At 38.9% G+C, this 20,672-nt stretch carries 16 protein-coding genes; 5 read left to right on the forward strand and 11 right to left on the reverse strand.

What is annotated here, in order from left to right; all coding sequences use genetic code 11:
- Positions 1-804 carry a ParA family protein gene (locus KYH19_RS14920; RefSeq protein WP_055912555.1) on the reverse strand — a complete coding sequence of 268 codons (804 nt, stop codon included), beginning with the start codon at positions 802-804 and terminating at the stop codon, positions 1-3.
- A gap of 180 nt (positions 805-984) precedes the next feature.
- Between KYH19_RS14920 and KYH19_RS14925 the strand changes: the two genes are divergently transcribed.
- Positions 985-1,506, forward strand: coding sequence for an NADPH-dependent FMN reductase (locus KYH19_RS14925; protein ID WP_219075692.1), 522 nt, complete (start codon positions 985-987; stop codon positions 1,504-1,506).
- Between the two features lie 651 nt (positions 1,507-2,157).
- Positions 2,158-3,909, forward strand: coding sequence for an ATP-binding protein (locus KYH19_RS14930; protein ID WP_193420581.1), 1,752 nt, complete (start codon positions 2,158-2,160; stop codon positions 3,907-3,909).
- 109 nt (positions 3,910-4,018) lie between these two features.
- Here KYH19_RS14930 and KYH19_RS14935 read toward each other — a convergent pair whose 3' ends face one another.
- The 3 genes from KYH19_RS14935 to KYH19_RS14945 form a co-directional block, all read right to left on the reverse strand.
- Entirely contained in the window at positions 4,019-4,495 is a 477-nt protein-coding gene (locus KYH19_RS14935) for an acyl-CoA thioesterase (RefSeq protein ID WP_121283650.1), read from the reverse strand.
- Positions 4,496-5,014: 519 nt separating this feature from the next.
- The gene (locus KYH19_RS14940) at positions 5,015-6,268 is read right to left on the reverse strand and encodes a DUF2130 domain-containing protein (RefSeq protein WP_255562433.1); all 1,254 of its coding nucleotides are present in this window, start codon (positions 6,266-6,268) and stop codon (positions 5,015-5,017) included.
- Positions 6,269-6,357: 89 nt separating this feature from the next.
- Positions 6,358-6,738, reverse strand: a complete 381-nt coding sequence (locus tag KYH19_RS14945; protein WP_132400486.1) for an OsmC family protein — start codon at positions 6,736-6,738, stop codon at positions 6,358-6,360.
- A 239-nt stretch (positions 6,739-6,977) separates the two neighbouring features.
- Here KYH19_RS14945 and KYH19_RS14950 point away from each other — a divergent pair, with 239 nt between their 5' ends.
- Together KYH19_RS14950 and KYH19_RS14955 are read left to right on the forward strand one after the other, a co-directional pair.
- Complete coding sequence (locus KYH19_RS14950) at positions 6,978-7,343, forward strand: YtxH domain-containing protein (RefSeq protein ID WP_132400671.1); 366 nt, start codon at positions 6,978-6,980, stop codon at positions 7,341-7,343.
- Between the two features lie 101 nt (positions 7,344-7,444).
- Positions 7,445-8,194, forward strand: coding sequence for a YdcF family protein (locus tag KYH19_RS14955; RefSeq protein WP_219075693.1), 750 nt, complete (start codon positions 7,445-7,447; stop codon positions 8,192-8,194).
- Between the two features lie 73 nt (positions 8,195-8,267).
- On the opposite strand, the gene obgE is transcribed toward KYH19_RS14955, so the two are convergent.
- From obgE to treZ, 5 genes are all read right to left on the reverse strand, one after another.
- The gene (obgE, locus tag KYH19_RS14960; RefSeq protein ID WP_029277724.1) at positions 8,268-9,263 is read right to left on the reverse strand and encodes a GTPase ObgE; all 996 of its coding nucleotides are present in this window, start codon (positions 9,261-9,263) and stop codon (positions 8,268-8,270) included.
- A gap of 156 nt (positions 9,264-9,419) precedes the next feature.
- A complete protein-coding gene (locus KYH19_RS14965; RefSeq protein WP_121283653.1) occupies positions 9,420-9,995 on the reverse strand; it encodes an adenylate kinase in 576 nt (191 codons plus the stop codon).
- An 883-nt stretch (positions 9,996-10,878) separates the two neighbouring features.
- Positions 10,879-12,036 carry a zinc-dependent alcohol dehydrogenase gene (locus KYH19_RS14970; RefSeq protein WP_219075694.1) on the reverse strand — a complete coding sequence of 386 codons (1,158 nt, stop codon included), beginning with the start codon at positions 12,034-12,036 and terminating at the stop codon, positions 10,879-10,881.
- Between the two features lie 257 nt (positions 12,037-12,293).
- Complete coding sequence (gene treY / locus KYH19_RS14975) at positions 12,294-16,346, reverse strand: malto-oligosyltrehalose synthase (protein ID WP_219075695.1); 4,053 nt, start codon at positions 16,344-16,346, stop codon at positions 12,294-12,296.
- A complete protein-coding gene (gene treZ, locus KYH19_RS14980; protein ID WP_219075696.1) occupies positions 16,339-18,198 on the reverse strand; it encodes a malto-oligosyltrehalose trehalohydrolase in 1,860 nt (619 codons plus the stop codon). Before treZ ends, treY begins: the two co-directional genes overlap by 8 nt.
- Positions 18,199-18,332: 134 nt before the next feature.
- Here treZ and KYH19_RS14985 point away from each other — a divergent pair, with 134 nt between their 5' ends.
- Positions 18,333-19,340 (forward strand): SDR family oxidoreductase, encoded by a 1,008-nt coding sequence (locus KYH19_RS14985; protein ID WP_219075697.1) that lies wholly within the window; start codon positions 18,333-18,335, stop codon positions 19,338-19,340.
- Between the two features lie 214 nt (positions 19,341-19,554).
- Here the strand turns inward: KYH19_RS14985 and KYH19_RS14990 are convergent, their stop codons facing one another.
- Together KYH19_RS14990 and KYH19_RS14995 are read right to left on the reverse strand one after the other, a co-directional pair.
- On the reverse strand, positions 19,555-20,352 hold the full coding sequence (locus KYH19_RS14990; protein ID WP_219075698.1) for an SDR family oxidoreductase: 798 nt from the start codon (positions 20,350-20,352) through the stop codon (positions 19,555-19,557).
- A 37-nt stretch (positions 20,353-20,389) separates the two neighbouring features.
- Entirely contained in the window at positions 20,390-20,593 is a 204-nt protein-coding gene (locus KYH19_RS14995) for a hypothetical protein (RefSeq protein ID WP_219075699.1), read from the reverse strand.
- Between the last annotated feature and the right edge of the window lie 79 nt (positions 20,594-20,672).

Here is a 20,672-nt window from a genome sequence, read left to right on the forward strand (position 1 = left end):
TTATAAAGTTGCTGTTCCTATGTTTTCTTCTTCCTTTAAAAGACCGTTTTTCTTCACAATTTCGCGGGCAAGGTTAAGGTAGTTAATGGCACCTTTGCAATTTGCATCGTGCATAATGACCGAAACGCCATAACTAGGTGCTTCGCTTAAACGTGTATTGCGCTGAATAATGGTATCGAAAACTAGTTCATGAAAATGCGTTCTCACCTCTTCTACCACCTGGTTCGATAAACGTAAACGTACATCGTACATGGTTAATAAAATACCTTCAATCTCCAGATCAGGATTTAAACGGTTCTGAACAATTTTGATGGTATTTAATAACTTGCCTAAACCTTCAAGCGCGAAATATTCGCACTGAACAGGAATAATAACTGAATCGGCTGCTGTTAAAGCATTGATGGTAATTAAACCTAAGGATGGAGAACAATCGATGATAATGAAATCATACTGATCTTTGATTTTCTCCAAAACCGCTTTCATTTTATACTCGCGGTTGTTGAGGTTAATCATCTCGATTTCCGCACCAACCAGATCGATATGGGCAGGCAGTAAATCCAAATTTGGTGTATCTGTTTTTTGAATGGCCTGTAAAGGGTCAATATCATTAATGATACACTCATAAATACTGTCTTTAATATTCCGGGGATCGAAACCGATACCTGAAGTTGAATTTGCCTGAGGATCAGCATCTACCAGTAAAGTTTTATATTCTAGTACGGCTAAACTCGCAGCCAGGTTTATAGATGAAGTTGTTTTACCAACGCCACCTTTTTGATTTGCTAATGCAATAATTTTGCTCATCTATGTATCCGAAATTTACTTAACGTTTATTTGGGCTGTGTTATTTATGCGTTTTAATTGGCAAAAAGTTCTATTTTTGCGTTGTTTACGGCCTTTTTCACAATCAGCTAAGATACAAACTATATGGCAATTTTAGCAAGAAGCGTGTTTGGGTTTTACACATCTTATTAACAATTATCCATGATCACAATTATAGCCGCTACCAACAGGCCCAATAGCAATACGCTAAAAGTTGCCAAATATTACCAGAAGCAACTAAAAGAAAAAGGTGCCGATGCCAATCTGTTCAGCCTGGAGCACCTGCCTATAGATGTTTTGAACACGGATATGTACGGTAAAAGATCAGCAGCTTTTCAGGAAATCCAAGACATGATCTATAATACCGAAAAGTTTTTATTTATTATGCCAGAATACAATGGAAGTTACCCGGGCGTATTAAAAGTGTTAATAGACGCCTCTAATTTCCCAGATAGTTTTTACGATAAAAAAGCAGCCCTGGTTGGAATTTCTTCTGGCAAATATGGCAATATCCGTGGAGTAGATCATTTTACAGGCGTTTGCCACTATATTAACCTGCATGTTTTACCCTTACGTTTACACATTCCGAATATAAAAACCGAATTAGATACAGAAGGCAACTTAAGCCAAACAGATACAATTAAGTTTACCAACGAGCAGATAGAGAAGTTTATTAAATTCTAATCATTTTTCAGCACGCTGCAACCCCAAATATTATTACTCGCCGTGCCACTTAAACCCGATGGAAGCGGCACACAGTAAAGCGGACAGCGGGAACTACACCAACCTAAATGCTTCAACATCTGCTTTCCTAAAATAATAGTCTAATCTTTTTTTGGAAAGCCCAGCCAGCATTTCATAGGAGCGTCAGTCCTGCTCCGTTTGTAGTGCCGGCGTGAAACCGGCAGCTACCATTCAAAAAGGTTTATGAACAAAAAACAGTACTTTGAACTTTCAAAAGTAAAATTTCATTTTGATAAAAACCCTTCCAAAATGAAAAGGTTTTTTTACTTAAAATAATAACAAAACACCTTATCACACTAAAAAACAACAACTTAAGCAAAACCCATATCTACTGGCATAGCTATTGACCACAGGCTAAACAGATGCTATTTATTTAACCTTTGTTATCTAATTTAGTTAATCAGGAAACAGATTTAATTATAACCTATTTTTACACAAAAAAGAGAGAAATTGCCTTGCGTTAATAGCGAAAACTTCTCAGCCCTTTGCAGTTAAACAAAAAAATCATGAAACCATCAATGATTTACAAAACTTCACAATAAATAAGTAAATCATGATAGCTTCATCACCATTAAAAACAAATAAGAACAGATGAAAATAAAAACCAAGCTTCGCCTCGGATTCGGGTTTCTCTTTATAATCGTTTTATCATTCGGATTGATTGCGCTCTTTTTCTTAAACGAGCTTTCCAATAAATCAAAAGTAATTCTTAAAGACAACTATAAATCATTGAAATATGTTGCTGCTATGCGGAATGTAATCGATCAGAACCGACTTCCATTAAGCAGCACTCAATTGACTGTATTTAAAGAAAACTTGCAAAACGAAGGATTAAACATTACGGAATCCGGCGAAAAAATAGCTTTCCAGAAATTAGAAGCGGCTTTTAACATATTAAACAGCCAGCAATCGTTAACCATCAAAGAAAATAGCATTAAAAATTTACGTGTTGCGTTACAAAATATTGAACAGGTAAATATGAAGGCCATTTACGATAAAAATGAGTTGGCTAATGAAACCTCATCAAGGGCAAACCTCTATATTATGATTGCCGCGACATTGAGTTTTATCATCCTTTTTACATTTATTGTCAATTTCCCGGGTTTTGTAGCCAATCCACTTGCCGAGTTTAGTGCAGCAATTAAGCAAATCAGTCGTAAAAATTATAAACAGCGTTTGCACTTCGAAAACGAAGATGAATTTACAGAACTGGCCAACTCCTTTAACGGAATGGTGGTTAAATTAAATGAATGGGAAAACAGTAACTTATCTAAAATCAAATCCGAAAAGTCGCGCATTGAAGCCATTATTGCACAAATGCAGGATGCCATTATCGGCTTAAATGAGAAAGGTGAAGTGCTTTTTTTAAACCATCTGGCTGCAAAACTGATGAGTTTGGATGAAGACAAGGTTATTGGTCAAAATGTAGCCGAACTGATACAAAAAAATGAGTTGCTCAAAAGGATTATTAAACCTGACACCAATGACAATACCTTAAAAATTTATACTGACGATAAAGAATCTTATTTCCTGCTGGAAAATCGCGAAATCATCATCCCAAATTATGAAGAGCAGGATGATAGCACATTAATTGCCTCATCTAAATCTGCGGGAAGCGTTTACACCTTAAAAAATATTACGCAGTTTAAAGAGCTTGATGAAGCCAAAACAAATTTTATTGCAACCGTTTCCCATGAGCTGAAAACACCGCTTTCATCGATTAAAATGAGTTTGAAATTGCTCAACGATGAGCGTGTGGGCATGATGAACGAAGAGCAGCACGAGTTACTTAACCACATTAAAGAGGATAGCGACAGATTATTAAAAATTACCAGCGAACTGCTTGATCTTTCGCAGGTAGAAACCGGCAATTTAAAACTCACATTTGCTGTAACCAAACCTGAAGAAATTGTGAGTTATGCGATTGATGCTGTTAAATTCCAGGCTGAACAGAAATTGATTCAACTGGTGCTTAACTGCGACCAAAACTTACCAAATGTAAATGCCGATATTCAGAAAACTGCCTGGGTAATGGTTAACTTTTTATCTAATGCCTTGCGTTACAGTTCAGAAAAATCGAAGGTAATTATTGATGTGTTGCAAAAAGACAATTTTATTGAATTCTCTGTCCGTGATTTTGGAAAAGGCATTGACGAAAAATACCAAAAAAGACTATTCGACAGGTATTTTCAGGTACCAACTGATGGTCAGAATAAATCAGGTTCCGGATTGGGGCTTGCCATTTCTAAAGATTTTATCGAAGCAGAAAACGGAAAAATATGGGTAATAAGCGCCATTGGTGAGGGCAGCAAGTTTTGTTTTAGTTTACCAGTTGCAGAGTAGATTCTATTTCTTTTAACCGCAAAGGGCGCAAAGTTTACGCAGAGGACACAGAGAAAATTTGTGAGATAGAAAATGGTCAATAGGCGATTGCAACGCCACCCGCCCAACGCTAAACGATGTATGGTTCCATTTCCTTATCAATGCTTTTACGCAATTCCATTAATTTAATGGCATAACCATGCATGGCAATTTCTTTTTCGGTTTTGGGTTTAAAAGCCGGAATTGCCTTTGGCTGCCCATTGTCATCTACTGCGACAAACACAATAATACAGTGTGTGTTCTTCACAAAATCGGTTTGACCTACTGGTTTAGAAAAAGCATCAACGGCAATATGCATACTGGTTTTACCCGTATAAATAATGCGTGCTTCCATTTTAACCAGATGCCCGATATGAACCGGATGAAAAAACCTGATGCCACCCACATAAACCGTTACACAATAGGTTTGGCTCCACTGCAAGGCACAGGCAAAAGCAGCCTGATCAATCCACTTCATCATCATCCCACCATGCACCTTACCTCCATAGTTAACATCAGAGGGTTCGCTTAAAAATTGAAGTTCGATGTGGTTTTTGGTTCTGGCCATGGTAATAATGCTTGGTTTAACGGTTTCGCTAAGATATTATAAAATAAGATATTTTTCTGCGGTCAGCTGTTATGATCTGTTAAGGTGACCCGGCACAATAAACTATAAAACACAAAAAACAGTCACGCAGAGTTAAGATGATTACCGCAAATTGATTGTTTTTTCTGCGGTAATCTGTGAAATTCTCGGGAAGTAAACTTACCTGAAGTCGTCATCATGAGTTCATCTCAGGATCTAACTGGCATAATGGATACTAAAACAAGCTACCATTGACAGGATACCAATAGAAAGGTCGTCATCTCGACTGTAGCGCAGCGAAATGGAGAGATCTATTTAGTTAGATTTTGCTTCGCAGAGCCTTCGGGTTCTCGACTGCGTTGCACTCCGCTCGAAATGACGGTAACTCAAGGGATTTTTACGCGTAGATTAATACTGTCATTTATATTGATTTTTATGAAATAAATTAACCCTCAGGATGATGAACGATATAAAAATCGGGACGGGATGAAGTGCTGTGAGTTACTCTAAAAGCAAAGTATCATCGTCATCGTCGGTTAAACTCAATTGCACACTATCGCTACCTGCGATTCCTTCTATAGAACCACGGATATGTGTGGCGTTTAACAATACTTTCTCCAATTGTTTTTCGCGTGCTTTCCATAAACGTTCCATCGCATCGCGTTCGCGCTGTATGGATAGTTTCATGCTCATAAAACCCTCCCTGATTGCCTTCCATTGTTCAGAAAACTCTGCGCCCATTAAGTAATCGTACAACATATGCATTTTCTCGCCACGGTTTTCCTGCGATTTTACCGCACCTGCCAAGCGTAAAATACCTTCACGCAAAACATAGGCTACGGCATTTACTTCTTCAAAAGAACAGATCCAAACCCCATCACGTTGTCCGAAACAATCCATGCCCTTCGGATAACATTGACTCACAATTACCGCAACATCAATGCCCATGCTGCGCATATCTTTCTTCAGTTTTTCGATCCAGTCGCCACCAAAATCTTTGGTACGTTTGCTTTCGTAAATAATTTTACCACATTCCTGTCCAAATTGATTACGCACCACCTGTACACAATCTGCCCCACGCACACCTTTACCAACTTCTTCAATTAAATCAAAAGGGTAATTAACACGAAGCAGCTCTTCCAAAATCAATTCCTGCACTTCGCCCTGCAATTGCATACTACCCTGCTCGGCTTTGCGTTTCATCTCTTCGGCCAGTTTTTTCTGATCGTCGAGCTGTTTTTCCAATTCCTTTAAACGCAATTGATGTTCAGTATCTTTAATGCTATTCTTTTCTGCCTCTTGTTTACGAATCTGTTCTACCAACTCATTACGCTGTTCTTGCATTTTACGTTGAAAAGCAAGTTCCATTTCTTCTTCCTTTACTTTAAGACTTTCCTCGCGACGTAAAAACTCCAGTTCTTTTTCACGGGCCAGCTTTAATTTTTCGGCATTATCTTTCGCATTACCTTCCAGCATTTGCAGTTTGGTTTCGAAATCGGCCGAAATACTTTTCCGCAGGTTCTCCTCTAGGCTATCCTTAAGTTTGGTCTTCTCTTCGTTAAGTTTAGCCTCAAAAGCTTTCAGCTGTTGCTGTTTTTCTGACTCGAAAACCTGCAGCTTACGCTGATATTCTTCATCTTTCTGCCTTGCATAAGCAGCCGCTTTCTCACGTAACTCTTTCTTATAATCTTCGGCCATGGCTTCTTCCATCGGAAAAACATGGGCACAATTGGGACATTTTATTTCGGTAGGCATACATTATTTTTTACTGCAGTAAATACTGTGGATTACAAAGATATTAAAGCTTTTTATGAATCTGTAAAGGAGTTTTGCACCATCATACCTTAAAGCACTTTCGATCTGATTTCATGACCAGCGGCAAGGATTTTACTAACAGGGCATTTTGCTGCAATTTCTTCCAGTCTGATTTTCTGTTCTTCGGTAAGCACACCGGTACAGGTAATTTCTTCCAAAAATATTGTTTCACCGTTTTCGGTATCAATGTTTACTTCCACCTCGATTTTATCAATAGGCCATTCTTTTCTATCGGCATACATCCTTAAGGTGATCGCTACACACGAGGCTAAGGAGGCCATTAATAATCCTTTAGGGGCAAAACCTTTATGTGTTCCTCCTAACTCCAAAGGTTCGTCTACTATAATATCATGAGAACCATTGGTTACCGAACAGGCATAATGTTCTTTATTTATTGTTGCTTTTACCATGTAAATTGTTTTTAGTATTTCAAATATTGTGCTTTAACTTTAAACTTAGGTAAAAGTCTGGTCTTTTTTTAAACAGATGTTGGAATTTACAGCAGGGGCAATTCCGTCATTTGCAATAATTCTTAATTTCATTCAGGAGTTACTCCTTGTTGTTAGGCATTAAGAACGATGCTAATTCCAATTCAAAAAACATGAAACATTATAACGTGCTAATTGTTGCTTTTAAAAAACACTACTATATGAAATACAGAAAGTTAATCGGAAAATATTTAAAGCACGAATCGGATAACAGTGCAAAAATAGCTCTTGCCTTAGTGGCTGGTTTAGCAGCTGGCGCAGTAATTAGTATTTTATTTGCTCCGGATAGCGGTGCAGGCACGCGTGGAAAAATTGCTGGCGGGGCCAAAAACCTGCGTTATGGCTTCCAAGATAAATATAACCTGTTAAAAGAGAAAGTTTTTGGCGTAGAAGCCATTGAAGAAGACATTGTTGAACATGAAGTGCCTCATTTTAAACACACGGTTGCTAAAAAACGTAAATCAGATGTGAAAGAGATTCTGGAAAATGCCCATGAAAATGGTCAGGTACAGGAAGGACAAGGATAACGTTATAAAGAGATCAATGTGTCATTTGCATGGATTAATTAATCCATGCAATCCTTTTTACCTATAAACAATTTCTTAGTTTTACGGGATAATATCTCCATATGATTTTTATCCTCTCGAAGATTCTGCTTTTCCTCATTAAACCGATAGTTTGGATTTGCGTGCTTTTGATTTTTGCAGTTGCATCTAAGCAACCTAAACAAAGGAAAAGGTATTTATTATATACCTTGATTATCTTTTTCTTTTTCTCCAATGGTTTTATTGCTGGCAAAATAGTAAACACTTACGTATCAGGCGACTATCCAAAATCCCAAAAATACGATGTTGGCATCGTACTGGGAGGTTTCTCGGGTTTAAATAAGCGAAATAATGAAATTGCTTTTAATGGGGCAGGAGATAGATTGTTCCAGGCAATTGCACTTTATAAAAAAGGATATATTAAGCAGATATTAATTAGTGGCGGAAACGCCAATATAATAGACTCACAAGTAAAAGAAGCTGATTTAGCCTTTAAATACTTAAAACTGATCGGCATTCCCGATACTGCAATCCTGATTGAAAAGCGAAGCAGAAATACCGTCGAAAATGCCAGGTACAGCATGGCACTCATTACTAAAAACAACCCAAATGCTAAAATTCTGGTCATTACCAGTGCATGGCACATCCCAAGGGCAAAACTAATTTTTGATAAACAAGCCAAGCGTAATATTGAATATTATCCGACCAATTTTATGGGAAATACCGAATTTGAATTGGACAATTTAATTATTCCAAACGCTACTGCTTTAACAATATGGGAGTTGTTATTTAAAGAATGGATTGGATTAGCGGTAGACAGTTTTAGAGCCTAGTTTTGTTAATAGTAAAGTCATTAGTCAGCAGTAGAAATTAATGAACAACTGACCATTGAACTAATGAACTGCCTTATCCTTCAATCGCTTTCCAAAGCATATCTTTCAGCTCTAAAATATTCTTTTCAGCTACTGATGAGATAAATATCGATGGGATATTTGGCAAATCCTGTTTCATTTCTTCCATCAGTTCTTCATCTAACATATCCGATTTGGTAATGGCTAAAACGTGTGGCTTTTGCATTAATTCAGGATTGTAAGACTCCAACTCACTTTTAAGGATTTCATATTCTTCTTTGATAGAACGGCTTGTATCAGCCGGAACCATGAACAACAGCACCGAATTTCGTTCTATATGACGCAGGAAACGGTATCCTAAACCTTTACCCTTTGATGCACCTTCAATAATTCCAGGGATATCGGCCATTACAAAAGATTTTCCACCTCTGTAACTTACAATACCCAGATTAGGAACGATGGTAGTAAAAGGATAATCGGCTATTTCTGGCTTAGCTGCCGAAACCACAGAAAGTAATGTTGATTTTCCTGCATTTGGGAAACCAACGAGGCCAACATCAGCTAAAACTTTTAATTCTAAAATATTCCAAACCTCCTGTCCCTGCTCACCTGGTTGTGCAAAGCGTGGTGTTTGCTGAACAGAATTTTTAAAATGCGCATTACCCAAACCGCCACGGCCACCAGCTGTTAAAATCTTAGTTTCGCCATCTTTGGTAATTTCAAAAAGGATTTCACCGGTTTCAGCATCTTTGGCAATGGTACCAAGCGGAACCTCTAAAATTTCATCCTTGCCTTGTTTACCGAATTTATGGGAACTACCACCAGCACCACCATCTTCTGCGATGATATGCTTACGGTATTTAAGGTGTAACAATGTCCAGATATGAATACTTCCTTTAACGATAATGTGGCCGCCACGACCGCCATCACCACCATCAGGACCACCCATTGACGTTAAAATATCACGATGTAAATGTGCCGAACCTGCTCCACCTTTACCAGAACGGCAACAAATTTTTACATAATCTACGAAATTCGAACCCTGTGACATATTTTAATATTGAAATGTTTTACTATTGGAACGTTGAAATGACAACGCCTTTAAAATTAAAGAGTTATAACGTTTTAACATTATAACTCCTTTTATGTTTTTGAATAACGGATCGGGAATTAATTAACGCCTTTCCTTTATACTGCTACCTGAACTTTATACTTTATACTGATCAATTACAGCGCAAAGATCATTATAAACTGTTTCTATTTCACCAATTCCATTTACTTTATTCAACTTTCCTTGCTCTTCGTAATAAGGCAATACATGGATCGTTTTGTCAAAGTATTCTGAAATTCGCTTTTTCAGTTTTTCAGCATCATCATCTGGACGACCACTGGTTTTATGACGCTCAGCAATACGTTTTGTTAACTCATCCTGATCAACATCTAAAGCAATAACACCAGCAATTTTACTGCCTTTACGCTCTAAAAATAAATCAAGCTCAATTGCTTGCGGAACAGTACGCGGAAATCCATCAAACACAAATCCCTTAGCATCAGGATTTTTATCTACCTCTTCTTCAAGCATGGCAATTGTAATGGCATCAGGAACCAATTCCCCGTCAGCTAACAATTGACTCACTTTTTTTCCTAATTCGGTTTCTCCTTTAACGTGTGCTCTAAAAAGATCGCCTGTTGAAACGTGTACCAACTGATATTTTGCAATCAGTTTTTCAGATTGGGTGCCTTTACCCGCCCCTGGAGGGCCAAAGAGAACTAAATTAAGCATTCAAGTTGTTTAGGTTATCTTCAAAAATTAAAAAAGCCTTATTCCTATGGCTCAGTTATAAGTAATATTCAAATCACTGATTAATAGGATTAGACATTGCTTACTTTCAAGGCTGCAAATATATAATTATTAATTTAGATGCCATTTAAAATTGATAATTTATTTAGAAAAGCACTATTTTAATGACATTTACCTTATTCTAAGAAGAATCTTGTGCCATTTTTATATTTGGCCGAATCTTCCTCAAATACTAAGTCAAATAAGCAAAAGATTCTTTTTAAATTTTCATAAGAATTTAAATGTTTGAAACAATTTTGTAATTATATGGACCTATCAATATAAAAAGGATAATCCCAATCAATGAATCCTAAATTTAAGTAAACTTATATGACGTATAAATACAGTAGAATCCAAACCAAATAGCCAATAACATCATTAAAATATTTTTTTAAGGCAAAATATAGATACCGTTCTATGATAATTGTGCTCAGGCACAGCCATTTCATAGGATGTAAACAGCAACCAGCAAAAAACAAATCCATACCCTACCGGCTTGAGGTGTCTCGAAAAAAAAGATGAGTACAAAAAGCAAGTCGAATCTTCATGGTTCTCTGTTTATTCGAAAAGCCTTTTTATTAGCTGATTTGCAGTATACTGAGAAGAGCAGTTAATAACAGCAGCAGAATAAAAAAGGAATGGTTTAAAAAAGGATAAAAAATGAGGCTGTATCATAAAATGTATTCAATCGAATTGTCATATTGGGCCTGTCAGAACGCCTCGTAAGGCACCTAAAACAGGCCCTTCACTTCGATTACGCTCAGTACAAGCTCACTCATGATGATAATTTTATTTTATGATACAGCCTTTCAGGTTTCATTATACATTAAGGCTTTAAAACGACCTTAACGCAGTCTTCTTCCTTCTCATCAAAAATTTTATAGCCACGTGCTGCATCTTCAAGGGGAAGTGTATGGGTTATAATATCATCCAGCACTACTTTACCCTCATCTACAAGCCCTATCAGCTTATCAATATAGTTGAGTACCGGTGCCTGCCCCTGCTTAATGGTAATACCTTTATCGAATATCCTAAAAAGCGGAAAATTATCATAAGGAGATCCATAAACGCCCATAATAGATACGGTTCCCATCCTCCGGACAGCCTCAAAACACATTTCAAGGACTTTGATTGATCCTTTTTCAAAATTTATCGTTGCCTTAACCTTATCTATAAAGCTGCGTTCAGGTTCAAAGCCAACTGCATCAACACATACATCAGCTCCCCGTCCATCAGTCATTTCCCTAATGGCTGCTACAACATCAATTTTATGTGGATTGAGGATGTCGACATTGTTTACAGCTTTTGCCTTTTCCAATCTGTAGTCAAGCGGATCGATCGCAATTACCCGGCTCGCTCCATTAATCCACGCTGCTTTCTGGGCCATTAAACCCACAGGCCCTGATCCAAAAATGGCCACCACCTCTCCTCCTTTGAGCTGTGCCCAGTCAATAGCCGACCAGCCTGTAGGAAAAATATCGGTCAGAAAAAGTGCCTGCTCATCACTTAAATGGGCCGGAACGATCCGCGGACTGATATCTGCATAAGGTACCCTTACGTATTGTGCCTGCCCGCCCGAATATCCACCGTACAGATCGGTATAACCAAATAATGCACCACCTTTTTGACTCATCAGATCTCCATTAGGGCCATAGTTTTTAAAATTAGAATTTTCGCATGCCGGAGACGCCTCATGTGTACAAAAAAAACATTTACCGCAAGAAATGGGAAAAGGAACCACTACACGGTCGCCACGCTTAAGATTGGTAATGGAAGCACCAACTTCTTCTACAATCCCCATAAATTCATGCCCCATAACCAATGGTTCTTTTTGTGGAACTGCACCGCTTAAGATGTGGAGATCGGAACCGCAGATGGCAGTTGAGGTGACTTTCAGAATTACATCCCTTGGATCCAGAATTTCCGGATCGGGAACATTGTCTACCCGGATATCGCCAGGTTTGTGAAATACTGCTGCTTTCATAGTATTGATTTTAAGATATTGATGTTTAAACCTTGGTAAATCACCGGTGGTCTTAAATAATCAACAATGAAAAATCAGCTATGGTTTAGGTAATTTTCATTTTTAAAAAACATTTAATCCTGGTTTAATAATCACCCTCACCATGCTTATTCTGGTTTAATTGGCAATAAACAACAAATTAAATAGTAGTTACTAAGAATGCTTTTACGCAATAAATTGATCACACGAACTGAATGGATCAACTTTTTCTGAAGCTTTTAGCGCCCATAAAGTTCGGTTTCTGCTTTAAGCCACTTTATCGTTTTCTCCTCTATAAATTGTTCATTTGCCCTCCATGACCAATTGCCTGTTGCCTTACCGGGTATATTCATCCTCGCAGTTTCGTCTAACTGCAGAATATCCTGCATGGGGATTATGGCAATTTTGGCAATTGAAGCATAACAGAGCCTGATCAGGATGGGATTTATATTTTTTTCATTAACCGCTGTACCTACATACTTCGAAAGTCGTTTTCTAAGGTTTGCATCTGTTTCATTTTTAAACCAGCCCAGGGTGGTATTGTTATCATGTGTTCCGGTATAAACAATAAAATTTGCGGAATCGTATAGATGTGGGATATGCACCGATCCGGCTAAATCGTCGCCAAAAGCAAATTGCAGTACTTTCATCCCCGGCAATCTAAATTGTTTTCTCAACTGCTCTACATCCGCTGAAATTTCACCCAGATCTTCGGCAATAAATGGTAGTTTGCCCAATTTCCTTTCCATTGTTTTAAAAAATATGGCACCAGCTCCAGGTTTCCAAGTACCATCTACTGCATCCTCATTACTGGCATCCACCTGCCAATAAGTAGAAAAAGCCCTAAAATGATCTAAACGGAGAAGGTTATACAGCTGTTGGTTTTTCTTTAACCGGTTTTCCCACCATTTAAAATCATTATCTTTCATCTTTTCCCAGTTGTATATCGGCATGCCCCAGAGTTGCCCCTTTTCGTTAAAATAATCAGGAGGAACGGCAGCAACCTCCGTTCTGTTTCCATTTTTGTCCAGCAGAAAATTTTCACGTTGCCCCCATACTTCCACAGAATCATAATCGAGGTAAAATGGGAGATCGCCGATCAGGCCTATGCCTTTCGCATTTGCATATTCTTTTAACCTATACCATTGGTGATAAAAAACAAACTGGTTCCATTTTATTTCTTCAATTTCGGACTGATTGCTTTTTTCGAAATCAATGATGGTTTCGGCATCCTTTAATTTAAATTTTTCTGGCCAGTTAAACCATTCTTTACCCTTAAAATATTGCTTTATGCAGGTATAAAGTGAAAAATCGGCCAACCAACTTTGTTCATTTTTGCAAAACAGATTAAATTTATTTACCAGGTTTTCGTCACTCTTAATTTTAAACGATTGATAGGCCTTATTTAAAGTTCGCTGTTTCATTTCTTCTACTTTTTTGAAATCTACAGGCCCTGCTTCTGGTAACATACAGGCGTTTAAATCACTTTCATTTAAAAGGTCTTGTTCAAATAAGCGCTCAGGACTGATCAGCATCATATTTCCGGCCATGGAAGAGTTGCTGGAATAGGGCGAATATCCGGTTTCTTTCTTAGTTGGATTAATCGGTAAAACCTGCCAGTAGCGTTGCCTTGATTCGGCAAGAAAATCTACAAATTTATTGGCGCCAGGGCCTAAATCGCCAATGCCAAAACGGGATGGCAAAGCACTAATATGCATAAGCACACCAGCAGAACGCGGATTATTATCTGAAATTAACTTAATTACCGCCAACTGCATGTGGTTAAACAATTGGCTGATCAGAATCCCTTCGAATAAGGGATCTTTATATTCTTTTTTTTCGGTTAGCAGATTTTGCCAGCCAAGAGGTGCCTCATTTGGCAACAATACCTGGGTATCTTCCCAATTAAAATTATCAGCTGCTACATTTTGATTTTTACAGCATTTAGCAAACCCCAAAGGAACCACCGTGATTAACCATTGCTGTTTATATTGCCTTGCAAAAGCACAAATATGCTGGCTATATTTACCCTTAACCTGCAAAGGAAGGTACGCTCCACGTTCAAAAACTTCGGACTCGGATTTTCTGATCTTCAGCAAAGTTTTAGTTAACCACATTTTGATCTTTCCCGAAAACCTGTCTTCCCAAAGCTTTTTAAAATTAGCAGGCACATCAAATGCTGCCATCAGATCCGTCCTATCTTCATAATTAACAGGTCTTCTGTTATCTGGATCAACAAGACTTAAATCCCACAATTCCGTTCCCTGATAGATATCCGGAATACCAGGACAAGTGAATTTCAGGGTAAGCTGAACTAAACTATTGATGACTGCAAAATCGGAGATGCGTTTTAAAAAATTTCTGATTAAACTATTGCTCTCCTGCTTTTCAGTTAAAATAGCCTGCGAAAATTCGGTGAGTTTTTCCTCGTAATTTTCATCTGGATTTGCCCAGTCTGATCGCTTTTTCGATTCCCGTAACGCTTTTACAATAAACTGTGCCAAACGGTTTTCGATTTCATGATCATCATCCTCACGAAAGGGCAAAGCGCCAATAATGGTCTGCAGGACTAAATAAACATCATTATCATGTAATAGATTAAAAGACGTATGCTGGTTTTTTAAGGATTCGAAAGTTTTTTTTAGTTGCTGCACCAATTGAGACCACTCATCCGGAAGATCGCTAAGTACATTTAATCTTGCCCTAACATCTTCGCCTTTTTTGGTATCGTGGGTGGAACTTCCATTGATGCTAAATGGCCAGTCCTGCTGGCGTTTATGCATTTCATTATGAAATTCAGGCACTGCCATTCCAAAAGCATCAGGCGCATCGCCCACCTCCGCATGGCCTATAAAACGGTTATAGGTGAACATAGCGGTATCTTCTACTCCTTTGGCCATTAGTGGTCCTGTAAACTGCATACAACGCTGAAAGAAATGGCTCAACTTTTTGTTGTGGGCGGCGTTTGCCTTTTTTGGGTTTTCCAAAAAGATTTTCTTCAACAATTCTCCTGCTTTAACCAGCTTTTTATGCTGGAGAATTGGTGTAAGTAGATTTTGAACATGAAGTGATTCGGCCTCTGCCAATGGAAATTGATAGTTATAATACCGGTATACTGGCATGGCGATAAGCATTTCGGCAAGCGCCGTTTTAAGATCATCTTGCTTAACGGTCGAAAAATCTGCCAGTTTAAGTGCCAAAAAGAGTTCGAACAAATTATCCAGTTCGCCTTGCATGTGCTTAAACAAAATGTTGCTTTTCTTTTCGTAAATCAACCTGGATGGATCAAGTTTTTTACCTGTTACTTCCTGATAAAGTTTATTAAAGGGTTTTTCTGCTTCTTTATTGGTAAAAAGGTTGTTTACCATTGCCAAAAAATCGTAGCCGGTACTTCCCTGCACTTTCCAGTTTTTAGGTAACTCTTCTCCACTTTCGAGAATTTTTTCTACCACGATATAAATATCTTTACCAACAGCTTTGCGAAGCCTTTGTAAATATTCTTTAGGATCATAGAGACCATCAACATGATCAATCCGCAAACCCTGGAAAATGCCTTTATCAATCAATTCAAAAATGTAACGGTGATAAAGATCGAATGTTTCCTGATGTTGCATATTGAGGCAGATCAACGCATTAACAGTAAAAAACCTGCGATAGTTAATGTTATAATCGGTTTCCTGCCAGTTGCACAAGCGATAATGCTGGTTTTGAGCAATCCTGGTTAAAGCATTAGGATCCGTATTTATATCATTAAGGTCCTGTGTTGAAAGGGTCCTGGCTGTTTCCGCATTTATCGGCCAATTAGAATCGCCATAACTTAAGTAGTATTTGCCTTTTATCGCGAGTACCTTTAATTTCTGCTCTGCAATTGCTATTTCAAGATCCTCACCTAAAAAAGGGACCATCAGACGTCCGTCGCCTTTTTGCAGATCAATATCAAAAAAATGTACTAAATCAGATTTATTTCCTTTTTCCAGTATATCCATTAACCACATATTATCCGGATGAAAAGCCATATGGTTGGGAACAATATCCTGGAGCCAGCTGATGCCGGCAGCTTTTAACTTTTTAGAAATTTTTATCAATTCGGCCTCGGTACCGATCTCTGGATTTATCTTGAGGGGATTTACCACGTCATAACCGTGTGTACTTCCGGGCATAGCCTCAAAAATTGGTGAAGCGTATATTGTGCCGATCCCCAGCTCAATGAGATAAGGAATGATTTCATTCAGAGATTTGAGGTTAAAATTTTTATGAAACTGGATCCGATAGGTAGAAGTTGGTTTATACATCTGTTTTGTAAAGAATAAGAATTGATTCGGGAAATAAAGTAATCTGGCCTTCAGCAGATACCTGGTTAGATTTTGGATTTGGGCCATTCCATTTTATCAAAGTAGAATCTAACAGCACCGGGGCATGTTGAAATGCCTGATCAATGGATAGGGTTTGTATTTGTTTAGAAAAATTGAACAAGGCCATGATTTCTTCGCTATCCTTCCAGCGCTTTAATACCAGGCAATTTTTTTCAGAAAAAGCTTCCGCATGCACAGTATTCCGATCCAGGTTAGCAAGCACGGGATGTTCTTTCCGCAATGCAATTAAAGTTTTATAATAGCTGAGCATGGTTTTGTGCTTCGATTCACCTATTTTTTCCCAGTCGGGTTTAGAACGTTCGAAAGTAGAGACTGCCTGGGGTTCGGGTGTATCTCCATTATTGTGGAAAGCCGCAAATTCTGCCTTTCTTCCTTTCCTTACAGCTTCTATCAGTTCCTCATCGCTATGGCTCACAAAAAACTGGAAAGGATTGGTTTCTGCCCATTCTTCACCCATAAATATTAAGGGTAAAAACGGACTGCAAAAAACTGCTGCAGCCATCACCTTTAACATTTCAAAGCTAACCAGCTTACTGCTTCTTTCGCCCAGCATACGGTTACCCACCTGATCGTGATTTTGTGAAAAAACAACAAATTTAGCACCTGAAACTTGTTGTAAGGGCATTCCAAATTTCCTCTGCTGGTGCGCAGAGTATTGTCCGGTGTACACATAAGCATCCCGATAGGATTTAGCCAGATCTGTTACGCCATTAAAATCTGAATAATATCCCTCTTTTGTCTGTCCGGTACAAACCCGGAGTGCATGATGAAACTCATCGACCCACTGGGCATCCATTCCATAACCGTATTCGCTTTGAGGCCGGATATAACGCTCGTCATTTAAATCAAGTTCAACAATCAATTGGTACGCCCTGCCCGTAAATTGGGAAAGTTTTTCGATATACGTTTTAATCTCCTCAAGAATATGTACAGGACTTAAATCTTTAATTGCATGTACCGCATCCAACCTAAGGGCGTCGATATGAAAGTCCCTGAACCACATTAAGGCATTTTCGATAAAGAAATTACGCACGGCATCGCAGCCTGCATCATCAAAATTAATGGCCTTCCCCCATGGGGTATGGTATTTATCTGTAAAATAGGGACCAAAATCGGAGAAATAGTTTCCTTCTGGCCCAACATGGTTATAAACAACATCTAAAATTACCGCCAAACCTTTAGCATGACAGGCATTAACTAAATGCTGTAAAGCCAGTGGTCCGCCGTAACTATTTTGCACCGCAAATGGAAATACGCCGTCGTAACCCCAGTTTCTATTGCCCGAAAATTGTGCAACCGGCATAATCTCTATGGCTGTAATGCCAAGCTCAACAAGATAATCGAGTTTACTTTCAATTGAGGCAAAATCTCCATCTGATGTAAAGGTTCCGGTGTGGAGCTCGTAGATGATGAGATCATTCAGGTTAACTCCTTTCCAATCCACATCCGTCCATTGAAAAGCATTTACATCAAATGCCGTAGAGCGTCCTTGAGGTCCTTCTTCCTGAAATAAAGAAGCTGGATCTGCCCGATTTAGCGTTTCTCCACCGGTTAGAGGATTAATTTTAAAGGCAAATTGATCATGTGCTCTGAGCTGGTCTGTTTGCAAATGCCAGTAACCATAACCCTCATCAACCAGCGCTAAAGTAAGTTCGCCATCTCCTTTTAACACAGAAACCTGTGCGGCCAGCGGCGCCCAAAGCCTGATTTCAGCTTCCCCGTTTTCATTAAAATTTAGTCCAATATTTCTCTTTCGTATATCTATTTCCATTGAAGCTCTTTTAAAAAAAACAAAAAAAATGGGCCAAAGTTTTGAAAGCTGCAAGCTCATTTGTTAAAATTCAAAAAAACCAAACCATCTAAAACTTCATCTGGTTGTATCAAATACCTATTAAATACATCATTATGGACAAGAAAAACAATATTACACGACGCGAGGCAATTGGGGGCCTCGGAATTGGACTAGCAAGCATGGCCATTTCACCTAATTTAACTGCAGCAACATTAAGTGAAAGCAATTATTCGCCCCTTGCAGCGCTTGAAGATCCTACAACCAAGTATCCCCGACCGCCTTTTAACCATCAAAATCAGCCATGGCCGGCATTGGCCAGCAAAATGGTGCCAAGACCCGATCACGGCGAAACCAGTTATAAAGGTTCGGGAAGATTGATGGGCAGAAAGGCACTTATTACTGGTGGCGACTCTGGAATGGGTAGAGCCGCAGCCATTGCCTACGCCAGAGAAGGTGCAGATGTTGCTATCGGTTATCTTCCACAGGAAGAGCCGGATGCTAAAGAAGTAATTGAGCTGATAAAAAAGGCTGGTCGTAAAGCGGTTGCAATCCCCGGCGATATCAGAGATGAAGCCTTTTGCAAAAAACTGGTAGATACCGCTGTAAGCCAGTTGGGTGGCCTCGATATCCTGGTGAGTAATGCTGCAAGACAACAGAGTACGCCCTCACTTGCTGATTTAACCAGCGATCAGTTTGACTGGACGATAAAAACAAACATATATGCCCCGTTCTGGATTATTAAAGCGGCCTTACCATATCTAAAACCCGGATCGTCTATAATCGGAACCACTTCGGTACAAGCAACCGATCCTTCGCCTGATCTTTATGATTATGCACAAACAAAAGCCGCTACAACAAATTTTGTAAAATCACTGGCTAAACAACTTGGCCCCAAAGGCATTCGGGTAAATGGTGTTGCTCCTGGCCCGATATGGACTCCATTACAAATGGGAGGTGGTTCAACCCCTGAGAAACTTAAAGAATTTGGTAAAGACACTGCATTGGGCAGACCAGGCCAACCTGCAGAACTGGCATCGATTTATGTTCAGCTTGCTGCAAATGATGCGAGTTTTTCGACTGGGCAGATATACGGTGCTGCTGGTGGAAACGGGCAACCATAAAACTATTTAAAGGCCTTCAACTATACAATTACAATCATTGACAGACTCTAATAGAAAAATCGTCATCTCGACCGGAGCAACGCGGAGTGGAGAGATCTTTAAACTATATTTTCAAAGGCTAAAGATTTCTCCATTACGCTATCAAAGAAGAGTCGTCAATTCGATCCAATAACTATCTGATCGAATTGACGATATTGTTTTATCAGGCCAAAAGCTATGATTGATCATCAACCGGTTCCTGTTGCTTACCGGTCTGTTCTGCCAGCAGGCTATCAGGCGTTACATTTCCCATTGCCACCTGCAATTTGTTTTTAAATCCGGAGATCACCATATCTTTTCCAGCAATCATAGCCTCATAACCATCTTTAGCTACATCTGCAGGGTCTGCAAGCTCGCCCTCTTGTACTATTTTAGAATCCAGCATATCAGCTTTTCTAAAAAAATCAGTATCAGTTGGCCCTGGCAATAATGAGGTTATGGTAACAGGCGTATCTTTAATTTCGGCACGAACAGCTTCGGTGAAAGAATGTACAAATGCTTTTGTTCCATGGTAAACTGCCTGATATGGTCCAGGAATTTTTCCTGCAACCGAAGCGACATTTAATATCTTACCGCTTCCCCGGGCTACCATTTCGCATACATACAACTTGGTTAAGGTTACTAAAGAAGAAATATTAAGCTTGATGATATCAAGTTCCTTATTAAGGTCAGTATCTACAAACTTGCCGTAAACACCTTGTCCCGCATCATTAACCAGCACATCTATCTGTATATTTTTCGCTTTTATTTGTTCATACAACTCAAAAGCAGCATTTGGCTCAAAAAGATCGGCAGTAATTGTTATTACTTCAACACCGCATTCTTCGAGCACAACTGCAGCCCGTTTCAACTTTGCCTCGTCCCTGCCAACAATAACCAGGTTAAAGCGATCGTTTGCAAAAAGGTTTGCAAGTTCATAGCCAATGCCACTGCTTGCCCCGGTAATAAGGGCAAAATGTTTTTTGTCATCCATAAAATGTATTTTTAAGATTAATCAAAACCATTTAAAATTAATTATCTGCTTCGTCAGTGTTGCTTTTATCAGTCTGCTCGTCAGTATCCGAATCAGAATTCGCTGTCTGCTCAGCCAGTTTTTCTGTAGCATCATCATCCTGTTGAACAGTGTCGGCATCGCTCCCCTCTATCTGTGAAACCGGGATAACACCTACTTTATCCTCGTTCTGTGTCTCGACCTCTTTTTTTTGATTTTCCATAGTTTTAAAGTTGTTAAATGATATTTAACAGGCAGATAAATCGCCCTTATAATGTGTAAATGCCCCCCTCTGTAAGGAT

The organism is Pedobacter sp. D749 (assembly GCF_019317285.1).
Classification (GTDB): domain Bacteria; phylum Bacteroidota; class Bacteroidia; order Sphingobacteriales; family Sphingobacteriaceae; genus Pedobacter.